Annotated in this window: 20 protein-coding genes; 17 read left to right on the top strand and 3 right to left on the bottom strand. The window is 34.7% G+C overall.

The features are described from left to right. Positions 1-832: 832 nt before the first annotated feature. On the top strand, positions 833-1,396 hold the full coding sequence (gene ahpC, locus HMPREF9402_RS12525) for an alkyl hydroperoxide reductase subunit C (protein ID WP_006783705.1): 564 nt from the start codon (positions 833-835) through the stop codon (positions 1,394-1,396). Between the two features lie 32 nt (positions 1,397-1,428). Here the strand turns inward: ahpC and HMPREF9402_RS12520 are convergent, their stop codons facing one another. Then, complete coding sequence (locus HMPREF9402_RS12520) at positions 1,429-3,150, bottom strand: ABC transporter ATP-binding protein (RefSeq protein WP_009607522.1); 1,722 nt, start codon at positions 3,148-3,150, stop codon at positions 1,429-1,431. A gap of 234 nt (positions 3,151-3,384) precedes the next feature. On the opposite strand from HMPREF9402_RS12520, the gene HMPREF9402_RS12515 reads away from it, so the two are divergent. The 6 genes from HMPREF9402_RS12515 to HMPREF9402_RS12490 all read left to right on the top strand — a co-directional run bounded on the left by HMPREF9402_RS12515 (position 3,385) and on the right by HMPREF9402_RS12490 (position 7,515). Continuing rightward, complete coding sequence (locus HMPREF9402_RS12515; RefSeq protein WP_006783707.1) at positions 3,385-3,750, top strand: NusG domain II-containing protein; 366 nt, start codon at positions 3,385-3,387, stop codon at positions 3,748-3,750. Positions 3,751-3,769: 19 nt separating this feature from the next. After that, complete coding sequence (locus HMPREF9402_RS12510) at positions 3,770-4,603, top strand: energy-coupling factor transporter ATPase (RefSeq protein WP_009607524.1); 834 nt, start codon at positions 3,770-3,772, stop codon at positions 4,601-4,603. Beyond that, positions 4,579-5,439, top strand: coding sequence for an energy-coupling factor ABC transporter ATP-binding protein (locus tag HMPREF9402_RS12505; protein ID WP_009607530.1), 861 nt, complete (start codon positions 4,579-4,581; stop codon positions 5,437-5,439). The genes HMPREF9402_RS12510 and HMPREF9402_RS12505 overlap by 25 nt, the downstream gene beginning before the upstream one ends. 3 nt (positions 5,440-5,442) lie before the next feature. Next, positions 5,443-6,231: an energy-coupling factor transporter transmembrane component T family protein gene (locus HMPREF9402_RS12500; RefSeq protein ID WP_006783710.1), complete on the top strand. Its 789-nt coding sequence runs from the start codon at positions 5,443-5,445 to the stop codon at positions 6,229-6,231. Positions 6,232-6,243: 12 nt separating this feature from the next. After that, on the top strand, positions 6,244-7,020 hold the full coding sequence (gene truA / locus HMPREF9402_RS12495; protein WP_006783711.1) for a tRNA pseudouridine(38-40) synthase TruA: 777 nt from the start codon (positions 6,244-6,246) through the stop codon (positions 7,018-7,020). A 159-nt stretch (positions 7,021-7,179) separates the two neighbouring features. Further along, positions 7,180-7,515 carry a hypothetical protein gene (locus tag HMPREF9402_RS12490; protein ID WP_006783712.1) on the top strand — a complete coding sequence of 112 codons (336 nt, stop codon included), beginning with the start codon at positions 7,180-7,182 and terminating at the stop codon, positions 7,513-7,515. A 48-nt stretch (positions 7,516-7,563) separates the two neighbouring features. On the opposite strand, the gene HMPREF9402_RS12485 is transcribed toward HMPREF9402_RS12490, so the two are convergent. Further along, the gene (locus HMPREF9402_RS12485) at positions 7,564-8,595 is read right to left on the bottom strand and encodes a metal ABC transporter solute-binding protein, Zn/Mn family (protein WP_238526666.1); all 1,032 of its coding nucleotides are present in this window, start codon (positions 8,593-8,595) and stop codon (positions 7,564-7,566) included. A 129-nt stretch (positions 8,596-8,724) separates the two neighbouring features. Between HMPREF9402_RS12485 and tmk the strand changes: the two genes are divergently transcribed. The 9 genes from tmk to HMPREF9402_RS12440 all read left to right on the top strand — a co-directional run bounded on the left by tmk (position 8,725) and on the right by HMPREF9402_RS12440 (position 17,967). Beyond that, positions 8,725-9,354 (top strand): dTMP kinase, encoded by a 630-nt coding sequence (gene tmk / locus HMPREF9402_RS12480; RefSeq protein WP_350022481.1) that lies wholly within the window; start codon positions 8,725-8,727, stop codon positions 9,352-9,354. A 29-nt stretch (positions 9,355-9,383) separates the two neighbouring features. Beyond that, a complete protein-coding gene (gene holB / locus HMPREF9402_RS12475; protein ID WP_009607534.1) occupies positions 9,384-10,376 on the top strand; it encodes a DNA polymerase III subunit delta' in 993 nt (330 codons plus the stop codon). Beyond that, on the top strand, positions 10,366-11,226 hold the full coding sequence (locus HMPREF9402_RS12470) for a PSP1 domain-containing protein (protein WP_006783716.1): 861 nt from the start codon (positions 10,366-10,368) through the stop codon (positions 11,224-11,226). The genes holB and HMPREF9402_RS12470 overlap by 11 nt, the downstream gene beginning before the upstream one ends. 554 nt (positions 11,227-11,780) lie before the next feature. Then, complete coding sequence (locus HMPREF9402_RS12465) at positions 11,781-12,545, top strand: tRNA1(Val) (adenine(37)-N6)-methyltransferase (RefSeq protein WP_006783717.1); 765 nt, start codon at positions 11,781-11,783, stop codon at positions 12,543-12,545. 164 nt (positions 12,546-12,709) lie between these two features. After that, positions 12,710-14,230 (top strand): cardiolipin synthase, encoded by a 1,521-nt coding sequence (cls, locus tag HMPREF9402_RS12460; protein ID WP_009607528.1) that lies wholly within the window; start codon positions 12,710-12,712, stop codon positions 14,228-14,230. A 65-nt stretch (positions 14,231-14,295) separates the two neighbouring features. After that, on the top strand, positions 14,296-14,853 hold the full coding sequence (locus HMPREF9402_RS12455; RefSeq protein ID WP_006783719.1) for a zinc dependent phospholipase C family protein: 558 nt from the start codon (positions 14,296-14,298) through the stop codon (positions 14,851-14,853). A 325-nt stretch (positions 14,854-15,178) separates the two neighbouring features. After that, the gene (gene rsmI / locus HMPREF9402_RS12450; protein WP_202795338.1) at positions 15,179-16,033 is read left to right on the top strand and encodes a 16S rRNA (cytidine(1402)-2'-O)-methyltransferase; all 855 of its coding nucleotides are present in this window, start codon (positions 15,179-15,181) and stop codon (positions 16,031-16,033) included. A gap of 35 nt (positions 16,034-16,068) precedes the next feature. Then, the gene (gene alr, locus HMPREF9402_RS12445) at positions 16,069-17,211 is read left to right on the top strand and encodes an alanine racemase (protein WP_009607521.1); all 1,143 of its coding nucleotides are present in this window, start codon (positions 16,069-16,071) and stop codon (positions 17,209-17,211) included. A 312-nt stretch (positions 17,212-17,523) separates the two neighbouring features. After that, positions 17,524-17,967, top strand: a complete 444-nt coding sequence (locus tag HMPREF9402_RS12440) for an NUDIX domain-containing protein (RefSeq protein WP_006783727.1) — start codon at positions 17,524-17,526, stop codon at positions 17,965-17,967. A gap of 16 nt (positions 17,968-17,983) precedes the next feature. Here the strand turns inward: HMPREF9402_RS12440 and HMPREF9402_RS12435 are convergent, their stop codons facing one another. Further along, positions 17,984-18,400 (bottom strand): hypothetical protein, encoded by a 417-nt coding sequence (locus tag HMPREF9402_RS12435; RefSeq protein ID WP_009607535.1) that lies wholly within the window; start codon positions 18,398-18,400, stop codon positions 17,984-17,986. Between the two features lie 323 nt (positions 18,401-18,723). On the opposite strand from HMPREF9402_RS12435, the gene metG reads away from it, so the two are divergent. Continuing rightward, complete coding sequence (gene metG, locus HMPREF9402_RS12430) at positions 18,724-20,691, top strand: methionine--tRNA ligase (RefSeq protein WP_009607536.1); 1,968 nt, start codon at positions 18,724-18,726, stop codon at positions 20,689-20,691. Positions 20,692-20,696: the final 5 nt, after the last annotated feature.

Below are 20,696 nucleotides of genomic sequence, written 5' to 3'. Positions count from 1 at the left end.
AATACTATAGATAATAAATAAAAAGTATTAGTTTATAAGTACTGTCTTTTTTTTATTCTTTTTTAAATAGTGCTGTCGGTTAAAGTATAATCTATTTACAGTGAATGACTTTAAGTGAAATCCTGAGACTCATAAAAGCTATAAATGGATTAACTGTTGAGTGTAGGATAGACTTTATGATGGTGCATAATTTTGACTCTGGTATTTTTTTTGAGTTTTCAAAGTAATACCATATTATATTTTATAAAAAATGTAATAGTTCTTTTCAACAAGAGAGACTTTTAAGACGAATATGGATTGATAAGATATACTTTCTTTAAATATAAAGCTAGTGAGCCTATTTAATTTAAACTCTTTTAAATAATCTTTATTTTTAATATTTAAAAATTTTCTATTACAATATGAATAAAATATCAAAATTTATTCTTTCAATATGGTTTTAATCAATAACATTGTAATAGGATAGGAGAGTTAATCTAACTATGTTAATATATGGAAAACACATTGTGGTGGAGAGAATGAGCAATGGATTCTAGATAAATATTTTATGTTTATTATTTCTAGTAGTTTGAATAATAAGGTTATTAGGAAAAGACATCGTTATGATGTCTTTTTTATATCAACTAAATTTCTTATTACTGAAAATCAGGAATAAATAAAATTATCCTGAAACTTAATACAGATACGATAACCCCTAATATCTTGGACTGATATATAAATATGATTTTAAAAAATTATTATTATTTTAATCATTATATTTGACTTTTTAAATTGCTTAATATATAATAACAATATCAGTAATTATTACTATAATGAATTTGGAGGGATTACAATGTCATTAATCAATACCCAAGTAGTAGATTTTAAAGTTCAAGCTTATCACAATGGTGAATTCAAAGAAGTAACTAACGAAACAATTAAAGGACAATGGTCTGTATTCTTCTTCTATCCAGCAGATTTCACTTTCGTTTGTCCAACTGAATTAGGAGATTTAGCAGATAACTATTCTAAATTCCAAGAAATGGGATGTGAAGTATATTCTGTATCTACAGATACTCACTTCGTTCATAAAGCATGGGCTGATGCTTCTGAAACAATTGCAAAAATCAAATATCCAATGTTAGCAGATCCAACTGGAACTTTAGCTCGTGGATTTGGTGTTATGATTGAAGAAGAAGGTTTAGCTTTACGTGGAACATTCATCGTTAACCCAGAAGGTCAAATTAAAGCTTATGAAATTCATGATTTAGGAATTGGACGTAATGCTGAAGAATTAGTACGTAAAGTACAAGCAGCTCAATTCGTTGCTGAGCACGGAGATCAAGTATGTCCAGCTAAATGGCAACCAGGAGCTGAAACTTTAACTCCAAGCTTAGACTTAGTAGGAAAACTTTAATAGATAAAAAAGAGAGCATTCGCTCTCTTTTTTTATAAATTTTTGAATTGGGTATTATAGAGTTCAGCATAATATCCTTGTTTATTTAATAGCTCTTCATGTGTTCCTCTTTCTGAGATTCCATTTTTTGAAAGGACTAAGATTTCATCTGCTTCTTTTATAGTGCTTAAACGATGGGCTATTATAATGCTTGTTCGACCTTTTGTTAAATCTTCCAATGCCTCTTGAATTAACATCTCTGTGATATTGTCTAATGCTGATGTCGCTTCATCTAAAATGAGTATTGCAGGATTTTTAAGAAATACTCGTGCAATTGCGATCCTTTGTTTTTGCCCGCCAGAAAGCTTTACTCCACGTTCTCCAACAATAGTATCATATCCATTTTCTAGTGACATGATAAAGTCATGAATACGAGCTTTTTTGGCAGCTATAATTATTTCTTCCTCTGTTGCCTGTGGATTTCCATATAAAATATTATCACGGATATTGCCATAGAAAATATATACTTCTTGCTGAACGTGTCCAATATTTTTTCTTAAAGAGCTTAATTCATAATCTTTTATATTAATATCATCTATTAATATTTCTCCAGATGTTACATCATAAAATCTTGGAATTAGTAGAGAGATAGTTGATTTCCCAACACCTGATTCTCCAACTAAAGCTATTTTTTTACCAGATTCAATATTAATATTAAAATCTGTTAACACATGTTCTTCATTTGCTTCATATTTAAAGTTTACATGGTTAAAAATAATATTTCCCTTCGGATTATTTAAATAAATAGCATTTTCTTTTGACTTAATTTTGGGTTCTAATTGAATAATTTCGTAGAATCTTTCAAATCCTGCCCATCCTGTTTGGAATTGTTGCATAAAATTAATTAAGCGTTGAATTGGTTTAATTAAGAAATTTATGTATAGGAGAAACGCAGTAAAATCTCCAAATGTTAATGTATTATTATAAACGAGAATTCCTCCCATAATTAATAATATGAGATTCAAAATATCTATTAAAAAGGTATTTCCGCTTGAGAAGATTGACATTTGGAATAGTGCATTTTTCCATGAGTTAGCATAGTTTAAATTATTTTCAGTAAATTTATTGTACTCGTAATCTTCATTTGCAAATGATTTTGTTAAACGGATTCCCCCAATACTACTTTCAATTTGTGCATTGATTTCTCCTTGTGTTTTTCGTGTAGCTCTAAATCCTTGCATCATTGCATTCCGTCTCCAAATTGAGAAGATGATAATTAAAATGATGATAGGAAATATCGATAAGGTAAATACAGCATTAATATTAAATAATATAATAAAACTTCCTATAATCATGATCAGAGATATAAAGATATCTTCTGGTCCATGATGTGCTAACTCTGTAATATCTCTTAAATCTCCTACTAATCGGGACATAATAACACCGGTTTTATTTTCATCATAATAACTGAAATTCAAGGATTGAAATTTTTTGAATAAATCTTGTCTCATATCAAATTCCATTTTACATCCCATAATATGCCCCCAATAGTTGACGATGTGTGAACATATTAAACGAATAATAAATAATATTAATAAAGTAAGACTTACTATAACCATAGATTGAATTTTTCCATTTGGAATATAATCATCCATAAATATCCCTGTAAAATAAGGATAAACTAAGTCGATACCTGCCATAAGTAGCGCGGCTATCATATCTAGAATAAATAATCCTAAATGATTCCTATAGTAAGAAATAAATTTTTTAAACATTTTTTCACTCCCTTATATGTGATTGTTCTAGTTTATCAAAAAAAAACAACATTTACAAATTATTCCTTTTAGTTATACATTTGTTATATATCAATATATTTATAACTGGTTATTTTGAAAGAGTAATACACATATTTTCCTCTTCTTTAGAATGACAAGTAAATAATAAAATTGTTATAATGTTATGTGAATAAGTATTTTTTTACAGATATTAATGACTTGGAGGGTAAGTGGATGAAAAGGTTAGATGTATATATTATAATTGCTGTTTTAATTATTAGTGGTGGACTATTCGCTATGTTTAGTTTACAGCCCCAGGTAGATCAAGAAGTGGTTATTTCTTTAAAAGGATCAGAATATGCACGAGTTCCTATTGATGGTAAGGAACATATTTATGAAATTGAAACAGAGCTAGGTTATAATAAGATAATTGTTAATGCTGAAGGTGTTCATATTGAAGAAGCTGATTGTCCAGATCATGAATGTATTTTATTTGGAACTTTAAGTAAAACAGGACAAAGTATTATTTGTGCACCACATTATCTAGTTATTGAAATAGTAGGAAATGTAGATAGTGGAATTGACGGAGTAGCAATCTAGGATAAGGTGGCGAGATATTTTGGAAAATGCAATGATTAAATTAAGTAATGTAACATTTGGTTATGAAGAGAATCAAACTGTATTAAAAAATTATAATTTATTAATTAATAAAGGTGAATTTGTAACAATTCTTGGTCATAATGGTTCTGGAAAGTCGACTTTATCGAAATTACTCGTTGGGTTAGTTAAAGCTAATGAGGGTGAAATCTATGTGGATAATCAATTGTTAGATGAAGAATCAGTTTATGATATTCGTCAAAAAATAGGGATTGTTTTTCAAAATCCAGACAATCAATTCGTAGGAAGTACTGTACGTGATGATATTGCATTTGGATTAGAGAATAAATGTGTTGAATATGATGAAATGCATCGCCTTGTGAATGAATATGCTGAAAAAGTTGGAATGAAAAACTTTTTAGACCGTGAACCGCATCGCTTAAGTGGAGGAGAAAAACAACGTGTTGCAATTGCGGGTGTTTTAGCTCTTGGAGCTAATGTTATTATTTTAGACGAAGCAACTGCAATGCTTGATCCACAAGGTCGTCAAAATATGATGAGTTTAGTTCGTGAATTGGCTGAAGATCATAATAAGACGATCATTATGATTACGCATCATTTAGATGAAGCTGTGTTTAGTGACCGTATTGTTGTGATGAATGATGGAGAAATTATTTTAGAGGGAACACCAAAAGAAGTGTTTGCAAAGAAAGAGTTATTAGAATCTGTACAATTAGATGTTCCTTTTGCTGTTAAAGCTTCTTATGATTTGAAAGATAAAGGTATTATTGAGGATATTTGTACGAGCGATGAGGAGTTGATGAATAAGTTATGGGCATTAAGTTTGAAAAAGTAAGTCATGTTTATAATTTAAATACGCCAATGGAACAGCGAGCAATTTATGATATTAATATTGATATTCAAGATAATAAGTTTGTCTCAATCATTGGACATACTGGTTCTGGAAAATCAACGCTTATCCAACATATGAATGGTTTGTTAAAACCATCAAGTGGTGTGATTACTGTCGGAAAACAAACGATTAAATCGGATGAGAAAAACAAAAATTTAAAAGCGATTCGTCAGCATGTTGGCTTAGTATTTCAGTTTCCTGAGTATCAGTTATTTGAAGAAACTGTTGAAAAAGATATTATGTTCGGTCCAATGAACTATGGAGTTTCTGAAGAGGAAGCTCGTCAAAGGGCGAAAGAGGTTGCTAAGATTGTTGGGTTGGAAGATAGTATTTTGGAGCAGTCTCCTTTTCATTTGAGTGGAGGACAGATGCGCCGTGTTGCGATAGCTGGAATTTTAGCGATGAATCCTGATATTTTGGTCCTTGATGAGCCCACTGCTGGACTTGACCCTCAAGGACAACATGAGATGATGCAGATTTTTAATGATTTGCATCAGAAGTATGGTAAGACTATTGTGTTAGTTACTCATGATATGAATCTGGTATGTGAGTATGCAGAGCATGTTATTGTGATGCATCGTGGTGAGATGAAGTTACAAGGGTCACCAAAAGAGGTGTTTAAAGAGGTTGAGTTACTTGGAGAGTGCGGGATTACTTTACCGTTAGCGGCGCAGAATTATTATAATTTTGCTTCAAAGCTCGGATTATCTGTTGAGGATTTACCTCTAACAACAGAGGAGTTTGTTTTAAAAATTGAAGATTTAGTAGAGAGGGGCTAGTTTGTGAACGGAATTATTATCGGACAGTATTTACCGGGTCAGTCATTTTGGCACCGACTGGATCCTCGTTCAAAGATTATTGCAACATCTTTATTTGTGATTTCAAGTTTTTTAATTGAGCAATGGTTTTTTATTGGACTTTTAGTTGTGGTTGAGTTAATTGCGATGAAGTTGACGAAGATCCCTTTGGATTATTTTTTTAGAAGTCTGAAGCCAATTTGGTTCTTTGTGATTTTGACGTTTTTCTTACAGGTTCTATTTAATAAGCAAGGAAATTTACTTTTTAGTCTGGGGCCTATCGGCATTTATGATGAAGGGCTTAATCTTGGTTTCTTTATGAGTATCCGACTTATTATTGTTGTGCTTATTTCTACTTTGTTGACACTTACGACTAAACCATCTGATTTGACGTTGGCGCTTGAGTCTTTATTCAAGCCATTTAAGAAGGTGGGGTTGCCGGTATCGGAGTTGGCGTTGATGATTTCGATTGCGCTTCGATTTATTCCAACATTATTCGAGGAGACGCAGAAGATTTTAAAGGCGCAGGCTTCTCGTGGTGTAGATATTAAGGAAGGTAAGTTCAAGGATAAGGTCATGCAGTTGATTTCTTTATTGGTGCCATTGTTTATTTTGTCGTTTAAACGCGCGGATGAGTTGGCGAATGCGATGGAGGTTCGTGGTTATGTTCCAGGACGTCCTAAGACGAGTATTAATCGTTTGTGCTGGCATGTGGCAGATACGGGATTAATTGTTGTTTGTTTAGTTATTTTTGTTGGTGCAATTGTGTTCTAAAGGTGGGTCATTATGAAAAGAATTAAATGTACGGTTGCTTATGATGGTACTTTGTTTAATGGGTATCAACGTCAACCGGGTCAAAGAACGGTACAGGGTGAAATTGAGGCAGCTTTAGAGAAGATTAGTAAGCAACCGGTTACGATTCATAGTTCGGGACGCACGGATACGGGTGTGCATGCATACGGTCAAGTTTTCCATTTTGATAGTGTGGTGAATATGGATGGTAGTCGATATGTTCGGGCATTGAATTCGATCTTACCTGAAGATATTTATATTATTGATAGTCAGGAGGTTCATCCTGAGTTTCATTCTCGTTATCATGGAAAGGTTAAGGAGTATCGTTATCGATTGTCTTTAAATGAGTATAATCCAATGAAGCGTAATTATGTTTATTATCACCGCTTTTCACTTGATGTGGAAAAGATGAGAGAGGCAATGACGTATTTGCTTGGGACTCATAATTTTACGTCATTCTGTGGTAATTTAGATGATATTGATAAGGTGAGAACGATTTACCAGGCAGATCTCATTGATGAGGATGGCGAGTTAACGTTTATTTTCGTTGGGAATGGATTTTTACGTTATATGATTCGTATTATGGTCGGTACGTTGATTCAAATCGGAGAAGGTAAGAAAAAACCCGAAGATATTAAGACAATTATCGAGGCCAAAAATCGAAAATTGGCAGGTCATACTGCTAAGCCGCAAGGGTTGTATCTGCAACGAGTTGATTATCCAGAAGAGATGTTGAAACCTTTGACGGATTATGTAGATAATGAAAAATAATTGTAAAAATAAGGTGTTCATAACCTAGGTGAGGAAAAAAATGAAAGGTTAATTATAATGAGAATGTTTGTTTATCAAACAGTTTATGTTATAATTTAAATAGATAGGGTGATATAAGGGAAGCAACGAGTTATTTGTTGAATTATACAGGAGGCAAATATGGCACTAAAATTCATAAATAAATTATTTAGTCGACAGGAGCAGTCGACGCAAAGCATGATTCAACCTAATGACGCTTTAAATCTTGATGACCTTTCAAAATATACACAGGTTATTGCAACTAAAGAAACATTAGGATATAAAGGATTAAGACGTGCGTTTGATGAGAAGTTACCAGTTGAATTAACGGTAACGGATGAAAATGGTGATAGCTTTGTTGTATCAGGAACGATTTCTCATTATGATGAGCATTATGAGCAATTATTAGTTATCACGGATTCAACTTTAAAGCGTGTTGTATTTAATCAAATTACTGATGTTAAAATCAATGGATAATTTTTAGATATTAGAAAAGAAGTAGGATGTTGGGTCCTACTTCTTTTTTTATTCGTAGAGTTCGAGTTCTAGATTTTTGATGTTTTGGTACATGAGAGAGAAGTAGTCGTCTCCGTTGTTTATTTGGTCGTAGGTGAGTGTTGCAAGATTGTAGAGCGTAGCAGTTTTTAGGTGGAGTTCGCTTTGGAGTTGTTTGGCTTTATAGTTTGTTATGTTTTCTTCAAAGTATAGGTAGGAGAGGTTTAGGTCTGATACGAGTCGTTGTACAGTTTCTAATTCTTGTTGTGGGAGTGGGCTTTCATACATATCGGTGATTGGAATTTGAATGAGTCCATATCCAGCCCATGTTGAGTAGGCAGCATGTGTAACGAGGAAGTAATGATTCGGAGCAGTGCTCAGGGATAGAAAGGCGTTGTTGAGGTCGAGAAGTTTTTCTTTTAGTTCTTCGAAGTTCTTGTCAAAGGTTGGTTTGTACTCTGGAAGTAGTTTGATAAGTTCGTCACGGATGATTTCACACATCATGATGGCGTAGCTAGGATGTAGCCATAGATGATTATAAGGACTTTCGTACATGGTGGTGATGTCATTGGTTTGGCTACGACTGTCTGGAAGGTGATAGTCTGAAATAATGGTGTTTAGATTGTCATCTTTTCGAGCGGGTGATTCTGTTGTTGAGAGAGTGCCACTGATGAGGGTTTGGGCTTCCCCAATTTCAGGAGCTGTTTGTTGTTTTATGAGGCTGATGATTTCAATGTAATTTAAGTTCTTTTCTTGGAATTGTAATGAAATGTCCCCGATATATGGTTCAAGTGTGTCATCGATATAGAGGAATAGTTGTGAGGATAGGATTTGGTTGGTAACGTTGTCGTTTAGCTGGTAGTTGTGGATATCACTTTCAGGGGTTAAGATTGAGTTGACGTTGACGTATTGTCCGCCTATTTTTTCGGTGAAGTAGGTAAGTGGGTAGACGGTTGTTAGGATGTTGAGTTGTTTTTGGGTGTGGTTTTCTGTACTTGGTTTTTTATTGCCACAGGAAACAAGTAGGAAACAGGTGAGAAATAGTAGTATGTTTTTTTTCATCATGATAACTCCTTTGGTGTCTGATGTTTTTATTTTTTACGTTAAACGGGGAATAATTCCATCTATCAAAAAGTTTTTATTTATGAGATAATGGGATTTGAAATTTATTTAGCTAAAGGAGTTATGATGATGAGCGGATTCTTTATTACATTAGAAGGCGGAGAAGGGGCCGGAAAGACAACTATTGCAAATGAATTAATCCAAAAGTTATCAGAGCTTGGGATTGAGACTCTGTATACACGTGAACCTGGTGGGATTAAAATTGCGGAACAAATTCGTGAGGTTATTTTAGATCGTGAGAATACAGAGATGGATAGTCGTACTGAGGCTTTACTTTACGCTGCTGCGCGTCGTCAACATTTAGTTGAAAAGGTTAAACCGGCTATGGATGCAGGGAAGATTGTGTTATGTGATCGCTTTGTAGATAGTTCGATTGTATATCAAGGTTATGCTCGTGGAATTGGGATGGATGAAGTACGCGAGATTAATCAGTTTGCGATTGAAGGGTTTATGCCCGATATGACGATTTTTTTTGATATTAAGCCAGAGGATGGACTAGCGCGTATTGCTGCTAATAGTGGTCGTGAGGTTAATCGTTTGGATTTAGAAGGGCTTGAGTTTCATCAGTTAGTGTATGAAGGGTATAAAATTCAAGCTAATTTGTTTAGTGAACGTATTGTAACGGTTGATGCAACGCAATCAATCGAAGCGGTGACAAATGAAATTTGTCAGTTAATTTTAGAGAAGTTAGGGAAATAATAAAGGATTGATGAAAGGTGGTGATGGATGTGAAAGGTTGGGAGACAATTAAGGATCGCCAGCAAGAGGTGGTGCGCTTTTTAATCAATAGTTATCAAAAAAATAGACTGGTGCATGCGTACATTTTAGAGGGACCTAAAGGTGTTGGAAAGTTGTTTGTTGCGAAGAATTTTGCTAAAATGTTATTATGCGAGTCGGATGATAGGATTTGTGGTACGTGCCGTCATTGTCAGATGATTGAGTCTGATGGGCATGTGAATGTTTATATGATTCGACCGGATGGAAATAGTATTAAGAAAGAGCAGATTCAAGAGCTTCAGTCGGAGTTTTCAAAGATGGCAGCGGAGGATTGTGCAAAGGTTTATATTATTGAGGATGCTGATAAGATGTCTGTGAGTGCGGCAAATAGTTTGCTTAAGTTTTTAGAGGAGCCGAAGGCGAATACTTATGCGATTATGTTGACGCAGAACAAGCAGAAGTTGCTTCCGACGATTCGTTCACGGTCTGTCATTCTTTCATTTAAGTCTTTATCGAATGAATCTTTAATACAGCAATATGTTGAAGCGGGAGTGTCGCAACATGCTCCGATTATTTCGGCTTTGACTCAAAATATAGATGAAGGTATCGAGTTAGCAGAGTCAGCGCATTTTAATTCGTTGATTGAGCTTGTTTTGAAAGTTGAGGATTGTTTCGTAAAGACGAATTTTGATCCCTCAATTGTGCTAGCTAGGCATCAAGATTTAATTAAAGAGAAGGATGCTCAGTTTTTATTTTTGAAGCTTTATATGATTTATTATGAGGATGTCTTGAAATTAAAGGTGGGTAAGACAAAGGATTTGCGCTATCGTATGTATACGGCGCCACTTTCGAGTAGTGAAGAAGCTAATTCGCTTGCAATTTGTTTGAAGAAGCTACGAGCCTTGATGGATGCAGAAAAGCATTTGATGGCTAACGCAAATGTGTTGCTTTGTTTTGATCAACTATTTTTAGAAATGAAGGGAGGATTTATTGATGCAATATGAAGTAGTAGGGGTACAGTTTAAGCAAGTTGGAAAAAAATATTTCTTTGATCCAAACGGTTTTGAGTTAAAGAAAGGTGATTATGTTTTAGTTGAGACGATTCGTGGAATGGAGTTTGGTACGGTTGTGATCGGTCCTAAGTTTGTGAATGAAGAGGATGTTTTTTTACCGTTAAAACCTGTTATGCGAATTGCAACGGACGAGGATATTGAAAAGCATCGTAAAAATAAGGCTGATGAAGTTGAGGCTTTAGCTAGTTGTGAGCAGTTAATTATTAAGAATAAATTAGATATGCAACTTTTAGGTTGTGAGTATACGTTTGATCGTACGAAGTTAATTTTCTATTTTACAGCTGAGGGACGAGTTGACTTTAGACAGTTAGTTAAGGATTTAGCTTATACGTTCCGTTTACGCATTGAGTTACGCCAAATTGGGGTTCGTGATGCTGCCAAGATGATTGGTGGTCTTGGACCTTGTGGGCGTGTGTTATGTTGTACCTCATTCCTTGGGGAGTTTGCAACGGTAACGATCAAGATGGCAAAGAATCAGCAGTTATCATTAAATCCATCTAAGATTTCAGGGATTTGTGGTAAATTATTATGCTGTTTAAAATATGAAAATGAAACATATGTTGAATTAATGCAACGATTACCTGACGTTGGAAATCGTGTGTTAACCGAATTCGGAGAAGGACGCGTTCGTTCAATCAACATGATTTCAGAAACATTACTCGTTGATTACAAAGATACAACACGTAAACACGAAGCATCTGAAATCATCAAAATTCTAGATCGAAAAGTCAAAAAAGAAGAAATCCCATTCGACCCAGAACTAAAAGAACTGATGGACTAGGATGTTGAGTCAAGCGGTTAATGATCCTCAAAAATGCAAGTACCAGCGACTTAGTTTCTCAAAGAGAAATGGTCGGTGTGTCCGATTTTTGAAGGTCATTGCTTGACGAAACTCGACTGGACTAAAGAAAAAGCTGAACCGGACGGTTAATCTCGCGTAAAAGTGAACCATCACCCGAATCATCGCTTTTTGATGATGAAGAGTGAGGGGAACTTTATAGTGAGATTGTTCGGTAAAGCTAGATTGGACTAAAAAGCTGAACCGGACGGTTAATCTCGCGTAACTCTAAAGGATAACTTTTTACTAAGCTTCGTTATATTCAGCTAGTAAGCGTAAAAGTTCCCTAGAGATTGGTGAAGATCATCTAATTCTCAATTGGTAGATTGTTTCCTGATGCGGTAAATAGAGATTTTTAGTTTGGCGTTAATTTTTATAAATTGTGGATAATATTTGGATATTGTTTTTTTATAATCTTATGATGTAATTTTTAGGACTCGCTTGGTGTTCATGTTAGGTGGCATTTAGCGAGTTTAAGTTTGTAGGTGGTGAATTTCATGCAGAAATTTTTAAAGGAGAACGAGGTTTTAAATGATTTATTAGGTTATGATGGATTGAAGATTATTCAAAATCCAGAGATGTTTAATTTTTCACTTGATTCAACGTTGCTTGGTGATTATCCGACGATTAATAAGGGTGTAAAGTCGATTGTGGATTTATGTACGGGTAATGCGCCGGTTCCGTTATTTTTATCGCTTCGTTCTAAGGCACATATTACAGGTGTTGAGATTCAGGATATGTCTTATGATTTGGCGACTCGTAATGTGGCGGTGAATGGTCTTGAGGATCGTATTACGATTGTGAAGGGTGATTTAAAAGGAATTCATGAGCAGCTTGGAAAGTATGCTCATGATGTGGTCACTTGTAATCCTCCTTATTTTAAGGTAAATCCAGATAGTAATTTGAATAAGAATGATTATTTAACCATTGCACGTCATGAGGTTTTAGCGACACTTGATGATGTGGTGAAGGAAGCTTCATTATTATTAAAGCATGGTGGACGTTTTGCAATGGTTCATCGCCCAGATCGTTTAGTCGATATTATTGAAACGTTTAGAAAGTATAAGATTGAGCCTAAGCGTATGCGATTAGTTTATCCACGTATTAATCGTGAGGCAAATGTGTTATTAATTGAAGGAATCAAGGGTGGTAATCCTGGAAATCTACGTATTGATCAACCGTTGTTTGTTTATGAGAATGAAACAAGTTTAAATTATAGCCAAGAAATTTTAGATTTATTTATGTTAGGAAAAAAGGAATAGAGTCCTTAGGTTAGACGGCTTACTCTGTTGAGTAAGATCGTTGCTTTCCTTTGGTTGGAAATTCATTTTAAACCATTAAAAGCTATCCACAGGATAGCTTTTTTGTATTTTTACATAAAAAATGGATAAACTATGGTTATCATGGGTAATGTAGGTGATTGAAGTTGAAGAAGTCGCTTGTTATGATTGGATTAATTGTCTTAACAATGATTGTTTATTTGGCTGGATTTTATTATTCGATACAGTTTGATAGTGTAGTAGCAGCAACTTGGGGACTAGTTTATATGATTCTATCGGTGGCTTCAGTCTTAACGTGGCTCGTTATTTTTATTTATTCGGATTCTAAAAATAAGTTGCCATGGTTATTTATTATCGCCTTGTTTCCGGTTATCGGGATTATTTTGTATTTAATGCTTGGACATAATTTTCGTGAGACATTTCGGTATCGTCGTAGATTGAAGGAATTAGGCCCAGACTATGTTGTCCCATCGAGTGATTATGAGACGTCGGATATTAAGACGGAAATGAGTAAATTGTCACAGATGCTCGTTCGTTTAAATACAATGACATGTCGAAATGATGTTTCATTTAGAACGAAGACGCGAATTTTAACAAATGGAGATCAAAAATTCCCTGTTTTAATTGATGCAATTAAAAATGCGCAGGAATTTATTTTTATTGAGTATTACATTTTTAATAGTGATGATATTGGGATGGAAGTTATTAATGCGTTAAAAGAACGAGCACAGGCAGGGGTTGACGTTAAATTATTATTTGATCCTCTTGGAACCTCTCGAAAGATGAAGCGCTCTGTTTTAAGGGAGATGAGAGAAGCGGGAATTGTTGTGGCTGAATTTGACCCAGTTTTAGTTCCATTTTTAACGAATAAGGTTAACCATAGAAATCATCGAAAAATTGTTGTAGTGGATGGTCGACTTGCGATTACAGGTGGAATTAATGTTGGAGATGAGTATATTCATCGTTCTAAGAAATTTGGATTTTGGCGGGATACATCTATTTTGGTAGAGGGAGAGGCGGTTCGTGATTTTGCTGTTTTATTTTCGGGTGATTGGTTTTTTGCAACGGGTGAACGTCTAACGAATGATCTTTATTATAAAAAGGTGACAGAGGTTGAAGATGGAGGAGTTCAAGTTATTGACTCAGGACCTCAGTCAACACTTGCTGCGATTAAACAAGCTTTTTTTAGGATGATTATGGGAGCTGAAAAAAGTGTTTATATTATTACCCCGTATTTGATTCCTGATTTTGATGTCATAACGGCACTAAAAAATGCAGCTTTGGCAGGAATTGATGTTCGCATTATTGTCCCAGGTCGTGCAGATCGAAAGTTTGTGTACTATGCGACGCAATCGTATTTTGAACCATTGCTTGAAGTTGGAGTTCGAATTTTTACTTATGATGGTGTTTTTTGTCATTCCAAGGTCATTGTGGTAGATGAAGAAGTAGCCTCTGTTGGAACAACGAATATGGATATCCGAAGTTTTTATTTGAATTTTGAAGTAAACGTGATGCTTTATCATACGGAATCGATTCAGAGTATACTGAATGATTTTAATATTGATTTGTCTAGAAGCACAGAGGTTATTTATTCACAGTGGATAAAACGATCTGCTTTTAAGCGCGCTCTGGAATCATTAGCTCAATTATTTTCGTCTATTATGTAGCAAAATTCGACATAACTCTTTATAATTAAGAGAATAATATTAGTAAAAAGAGTGGAGATGGTCGTATGATTGCGAATACTCATCGACTAGTTGGAGAATTTTTATATCAGGAACTTCCAAAAGAGTTACAAAAATGTGTATGTCGACGAAAATTTGTATTTGGTAATGTTAAACCTGATTTAAAGAAAAAGTATCGTCAGTTTAGTCATTATTATCGGGATAATGTGACGGTTATTTTTAAGTGGCTTGATATTATGATTGAAAAAGATTATGAGATAGAAGAGTTTTCAGAAAAGTTAGGTATTTTAATTCACTTTTTCTGTGACTATACGTGTATTTATCATGCGAATGATTATTTGCACGCATCACATTCAATTAGACAGCATATTCAATATGAAGGAAAGTTACATTTGTATGCATCACGCCAGTTAAAAGATTTCAGTAAAATGGCCATTATTCCATTTCAAAATCAGCAGGAGATTTATGATTATGTAGCGAATCTGACATTTGAGTTAAATCAAGAGCCTGCGGTGATTAGTGTAGAAAAAGATTTTGAGAATATGATGACGTTATCGATGTCGGTGTTGTTATATATTTTAAATCATAAATATCGAGGTAATTAGTGTTAAACGCGTTAATATCTAAGGGAAAAATCTGCTATAATAGATAAGTCTCTAAGTGTTTAGTGAGATGAATTTTTTATAGAGATAATCTAATTAATGTGTTTAGCACTTTTTCCTTAGATAATTAAAAAGAGATATTGGTTATAGAGAGATATCAATGAATTGAAAGAATTTTTTTACGGGATGATAGGAGCTTCTATCCCCAATAGTTCAGGAGCCTATTCTTAAAAATAATAACTGAATTAAAAAAGCAAAAAATTCTCTATTTCCACATAGAATAAATTTAGTAGAGCACATGGCGTGTGATATAGATGGAGTGAAGATTATGCAGATTCAAAAAAGTTTTAAACAAGACCTTGCTTCTTTATATTTGGTGGCAACACCAATCGGTAATTTAGGGGATATGACGCCTCGTGGAATTGAGGTTTTGAAATCAGTGGATATGATTGCAGCTGAGGATACGCGTCATACGAAGAAATTGTGCCATGTTTATGAGATTGAGACACCGTTAACGAGTTATCATGAACATAATAAGGGAACAAAAGGTGACTATATCATAGAGCTATTAAGTGAGGGTAAAAATGTTGCGCTTGTAAGTGATGCAGGATTACCTTGCATTTCAGATCCGGGTTATGAGATTGTGGCAGAGGCGATTAAAGCTGGGTTTGCGGTGATTCCAGTTCCAGGTGCAAATGCGGCGTTAAGTGCATTGATTGCATCAGGATTAGTTCCACAGCCATTTTTATTTTATGGATTTTTAAATCGTGTGAAGTCGAAGAAGAAAAAAGAGTTAGAAGAGTTAAAGTATCAACCCTTTACAACGATTTATTATGAGTCACCTCATCGTATTAAGGAGACGTTACAAGCGATGCAAGAGGTTTTAGGAAATCGTCGTATTGTGATTGCACGTGAGTTAACAAAGCAGTATGAAGAGTTTGTTCGCGGAACGGTTGAAGAATGTTTGAATATTGTCGATGATTTACGCGGTGAGATGGTTGTGATTGTTGAAGGATCAACTGAAACAAAGGAAGAAACGTTATGGTGGCAGGAACTTGAAGTTGTTGATCATGTTGAACATTATGTTTCTGAAGGGTTCAGTACAAATGAGAGTATTAAGCGTGTAGCGAAGGAACGTGGTTTGGCGAAAAACGAAGTTTATCGTGCGTATCATGTTAATTAATGAGTAGGTTGAAAACAAGCTAAGAGGTGAGATGTATGTCATTTTATCGTGACACATGGGCAGAGGTTGATTTAGATGCAATTGTTTATAACGTACAACAAATTAAAAAGTTGCATCCAAATAAAAAGATTTTTGCGGTTGTTAAAGCAAATGGCTATGGTCATGGCGATGTTGAGGTTTCTAGGGTTGCACTTTTAGCGGGGGTTACGAATTTAGCGGTTAGTGGACTTGATGAAGCATTAGGTCTTCGAAAAGCTGGGATTGAAGCGCCTATTTTAGTTTTAGGAATGACTCGCTTAAAAGATGTTAGTATTGCAGCGCAGTATAATATTGCCCTAACAGCTCACGATGAGTGTTGGATTTCAAAGTTAGTTGAGTTACCATTAGAAACACCTGTAAAAGTCCATTTGAAAATCGATAGTGGAATGCATCGATTAGGATTAACAACAAAAGAAAAAGTAAAAGAAACATTTGAATTATTAAAAGCAGCACCAAAGGTTGAGCTTGAGGGAGTCTTTACTCATATGGCGACAGCGGATTGTGATGCGGATTATTTAGAATATCAGATTAAAACCTTTGAATCTTTAATCGAAGATTTAGATTTAAGTTCTATTAAATATGTTCATATTGAAAATACAGCGACGTTATTACAACGAGAATTTGAATTTGATCACGCCATTCGTTTAGGACTTGGTCTTTATGGTATTAATCCAGATGCGAAGTTCATTCCACTTGAATTTGATTTAAAACCAGCCCTAAAGCTATATTCTAAAATTACTCAGGTTAAACGTATCAACAAGGGAGACAAAGTTGGATATGGGGCAACTTATACAGCGGAGAATGACGAGTGGATTGGAGTTGTTCCAATCGGCTATGCCGATGGCTGGATTCGTGCTCATCAAGGACGAAATGTTATTGTTGAAGGGAAAGAATGTGAAATCATCGGACGTGTTTGCATGGATCAGCTCATGATTCGCCTTCCACACGAAGTTGAAATGGGAACAATGGTAACCTTAATCGGAGATGGAATGCCAGTTGAACGTGTAGCAGATGAAATTGGAACCATTAGTTATGAAATTTTATGTATGTTAAGCGACCGAGTGCCACGTGTTTACAAACAAAACGGAAAAATTACAACCATCCGAAAAATGAGATTTGATCATGGGGACCCATCCTAAAAAGCGTAATCGGAGATTAGCTTTTTAGGTTTCCTCCACTAATGGGGTAATACGAGGTTTCAGTCTGATGTAGGGATAACATATGCAGAAAGTCATGAACTCTTGTAGTGTTTTTAGAAATAAGTAGTGATTTATATGTAGTGGGACAAAACCATTTTGCCAGCATCGGCAAAATGGTTTTAATTTAGATAATAGCAAATGCATACTGAGGTATGCTTTTTTTATTTTTTTCACTATATTTAGGTCACTTTTTATTTTGGCGAAATATAATGATGTAAGGGCTATTTTTTTGTATGAGGGGGCGGTTTTTTGGTGGTAAATTGTTCTGTTCGTGCTGTGATAGTGAAGGAAGGAAAGTTGCTTTGTTTAAAGGTTTTGGATGAGCAAGTTTGTTATTATATGTTACCGGGTGGAAAGATAGGTCATGTGGAAGACATGTTTGATTCTATAAAAAGGCATTGTTTTGAAAAGGTGAATGCTAATGTTAAGGTTCATGATTTGTTGTTTGTACGCGACTATTTATCTAATTATGAGGCATGCGAACATACGATTGAACATATTTTTGTTTGCTATCCAGAGGATGAGACTGAAATTCAAAATGGAAGTTACCCAGATTGTAACCAGGTTGATGTAGAATGGATTCCGATTCGAAAGTTTGATCAGTATCAGTTTTGTCCAAGACGTTTACAGGAAGTGATTATTGCTTTTTGTAAAGGTGAGGATGTGGATATTTATTTAGATGAAGTTGGATATTAAAAATCCCTCACAGATTTTATTGTGAGGGATTTTTTTTTGCTATTAGGGATAGCCGTTTATAAACTTGTTCAATGTTTTGAATGGTGCTATTAATTTTGTAAGATAGTTCATCTTTGTGGATAATAGCAGTCAGTGTACGTCCATCAAAGTCATACTCTGAGATATCGTATTCATTTTGACGAAGGTCGTAAAGTAATTTGGTGAAAGGTAGATGCCTGATATCTCGTTTATCAAGGTAATAAATATAAGGTTGATTGACTACAATCCGTTCGGTTCGTTTTAGTTGTCTTAATTGATGAATCGTATTAAGACGTCGTTGTGCGATATAGCGGTTCGGATAAAAAAGGATGGCCGCCATATCGCTTGTGATTGGCAGATGTTTTCTGCAGTGTTCGATTAAAGTAATATCCCGTTTTGTTAGCTGTCCTTTCATAAGATCCCCCCTTGGTAAAATGATGATATCATATGACGATGTCGAAGGATGGGTGAATGTACAGTTCGTATGTATAGTTTAATGTATATTTGAATTTAGACTTAAAAATGTGGATAAATTCCAAGTAAGTCGTGGGTTTTCGAGCTTAATTGTTATAGTTTGTAAAACGGTGGATTTTTTGAATACCTAATTTTTTAGAATTTTCACGTGTATTTTTGAGGATTCTTTTTTTAGTGTCTAAATTTGACTTAGTTATGCTATAATAAAAACATTGAAATTACATAAATGAGTGTAGTTAAATTTGATAAAGAGGTGGATTTTGAGTGTCTAAACCAACATTTTATATTACGACTCCAATTTATTATCCAAGTGGAAAGTTCCACATCGGAACAGCTTATACAACGGTAGCATCTGATGCAATGGCTCGTTATAAACGTAGCCGTGGATTTGATGTTCGTTTCTTAACGGGTATGGATGAGCATGGACAAAAAATTCAAGAAAAAGCTCAAGAAGCTGGAAAAGAGCCACAGGCTTATGTAGATGAAATTGCTGATGCAGCCAAAAAGTTATGGGAAATGATGGACATCACAAATGATGATTTCATTCGTACGACTGAAAAACGTCATGAAGAGATGGTTGAGAAAATTTTCGCTAAATTCATGGAAAATGGTGATATTTACAAAGGTCACTATGAAGGTTTATATTGTACACCTTGTGAGTCTTATTATACTGAGACTCAATTAGTGGATGGAAAATGTCCAGACTGTGGTCGTGACGTGAAAGTCGTGAAAGAAGAATCTTATTTCTTCAACATGAAAAAATATGCGGATCGTTTAATGGAATATTACAATGCTAATCCTGAATTTATTTTACCTGAATCTCGTAAAAATGAGATGGTTAATAACTTTATTAAACCAGGTTTAGAGGACTTATCAGTTTCTCGTACGACGTTTGATTGGGGAGTTAAAGTTCCTGGAGATATTAAGCACGTTATTTATGTATGGGTAGATGCTTTATCTAACTACATCACGGCATTAGGTTACGGATCAGATAATGAAGAATTATTCAATAAATACTGGCCAGCAGATGTACATGTTGTTGGGAAAGATATCGTTCGTTTCCACACGATTTATTGGCCAATCTTCTTAATGGCTTTAGATTTACCATTGCCTAAAAAAATCTTTGCTCATGGATTTATCATGATGAAAGACGGGAAAATGTCTAAATCTAAAGGAAACGTGGTATATCCTGAAATGTTAATTGAACGTTATGGACTTGACGCTGTGCGTTACTTCTTATTACGTGAATTACCATTCGGACAAGATGGAGTATTCTCACCAGAATCATTCGTTGAGCGCGTAAACTTTGATTTAGCAAATGATTTAGGAAACTTATTAAACCGTACGGTTTCTATGATTAATAAATACTTCGATGGAGTTATTCCAGCATATGCAGGTCAAGTAACTGAATTTGATCAAACATTAGAAGACTTCATCAAAACAACAGTTGAAAAAGTTGAGAAAAACTTTGAAGATATGCAATTTAGTATCGTTTTATCTGATATCTGGGCGTTAGTTGCTCGTACGAATAAATACATCGACGAAACAGCTCCTTGGGTATTAGCAAAAGATGAAGCAAATAAAGCTGCATTAGAATCGGTAATGTGTCACTTAGCAGAAAGCTTACGTCAGATTGCTATCATGATTGAACCATTTATGCCACGCACAACGCCACAAATTTTCGCTCAATTAGGAATTGAAGGGGCAGCGTCTAAAGAATGGAGCAGTTTAAATAATTACAATACATTAGCAGAAGGAACTAAGGTTGTTTCTAAAGGAACACCAATCTTCCCACGCTTGGAGGTTGAAGTAGAAGTGGAATACATCAAAGAACAAATGAAAGGTTCAGTTAAACCAGCTGAAGAACCTAAAAAAGTTGAAGAAAAAGCAGTAGAAGTAGAAGAAATTCCTCAAATCGGAATTGACGACTTCATGAAAGTAGAAATCAAAGTCGGAGAAATCAAAGAGTGTAAACAACACCCTAAAGCAGACCGCTTATTAGTATCTCAAATCGACTTAGGATCAGAAGTACGCCAAATCGTATCAGGAATCGCTGAACACTACCAACCAGAACAACTAGTAGGTAAAAAAGTATTAGTTGTTACAAACTTAAAACCAGTTAAATTACGTGGTGAATTATCACAAGGTATGGTATTAGCAGCATCTAACGATGGAAAATTAACATTACCAACAATCATTGACGAATTACCAAATGGAAGTAAAGTAAAATAAAAANA

Source organism: Turicibacter sp. HGF1, assembly GCF_000191865.1.
Lineage (GTDB): Bacteria > Bacillota_I > Bacilli_A > MOL361 > Turicibacteraceae > Turicibacter > Turicibacter sanguinis.
The sequence above is the reverse complement of the archived record's forward strand: the minus strand, read 5'-3'. Positions and strand labels throughout refer to the sequence as shown.

Bases quoted from the DNA above. Each gene is read 5' to 3' on its own strand.
- ahpC (WP_006783705.1), top strand. From the start codon at position 833: ATGTCATTAATCAATACCCAAGTAGTAGATTTTAAAGTTCAAGCTTAT.
- HMPREF9402_RS12520 (WP_009607522.1), bottom strand. From the start codon at position 3,150: ATGTTTAAAAAATTTATTTCTTACTATAGGAATCATTTAGGATTATTT.
- HMPREF9402_RS12515 (WP_006783707.1), top strand. From the start codon at position 3,385: ATGAAAAGGTTAGATGTATATATTATAATTGCTGTTTTAATTATTAGT.
- HMPREF9402_RS12505 (WP_009607530.1), top strand. From the start codon at position 4,579: ATGGGCATTAAGTTTGAAAAAGTAAGTCATGTTTATAATTTAAATACG.
- truA (WP_006783711.1), top strand. From the start codon at position 6,244: ATGAAAAGAATTAAATGTACGGTTGCTTATGATGGTACTTTGTTTAAT.
- HMPREF9402_RS12490 (WP_006783712.1), top strand. From the start codon at position 7,180: ATGGCACTAAAATTCATAAATAAATTATTTAGTCGACAGGAGCAGTCG.
- HMPREF9402_RS12485 (WP_238526666.1), bottom strand. From the start codon at position 8,595: ATGAAAAAAAACATACTACTATTTCTCACCTGTTTCCTACTTGTTTCC.
- tmk (WP_350022481.1), top strand. From the start codon at position 8,725: ATGAGCGGATTCTTTATTACATTAGAAGGCGGAGAAGGGGCCGGAAAG.
- HMPREF9402_RS12470 (WP_006783716.1), top strand. From the start codon at position 10,366: ATGCAATATGAAGTAGTAGGGGTACAGTTTAAGCAAGTTGGAAAAAAA.
- HMPREF9402_RS12465 (WP_006783717.1), top strand. From the start codon at position 11,781: ATGCAGAAATTTTTAAAGGAGAACGAGGTTTTAAATGATTTATTAGGT.
- HMPREF9402_RS12455 (WP_006783719.1), top strand. From the start codon at position 14,296: ATGATTGCGAATACTCATCGACTAGTTGGAGAATTTTTATATCAGGAA.
- rsmI (WP_202795338.1), top strand. From the start codon at position 15,179: ATGCAGATTCAAAAAAGTTTTAAACAAGACCTTGCTTCTTTATATTTG.
- alr (WP_009607521.1), top strand. From the start codon at position 16,069: ATGTCATTTTATCGTGACACATGGGCAGAGGTTGATTTAGATGCAATT.
- HMPREF9402_RS12435 (WP_009607535.1), bottom strand. From the start codon at position 18,400: ATGAAAGGACAGCTAACAAAACGGGATATTACTTTAATCGAACACTGC.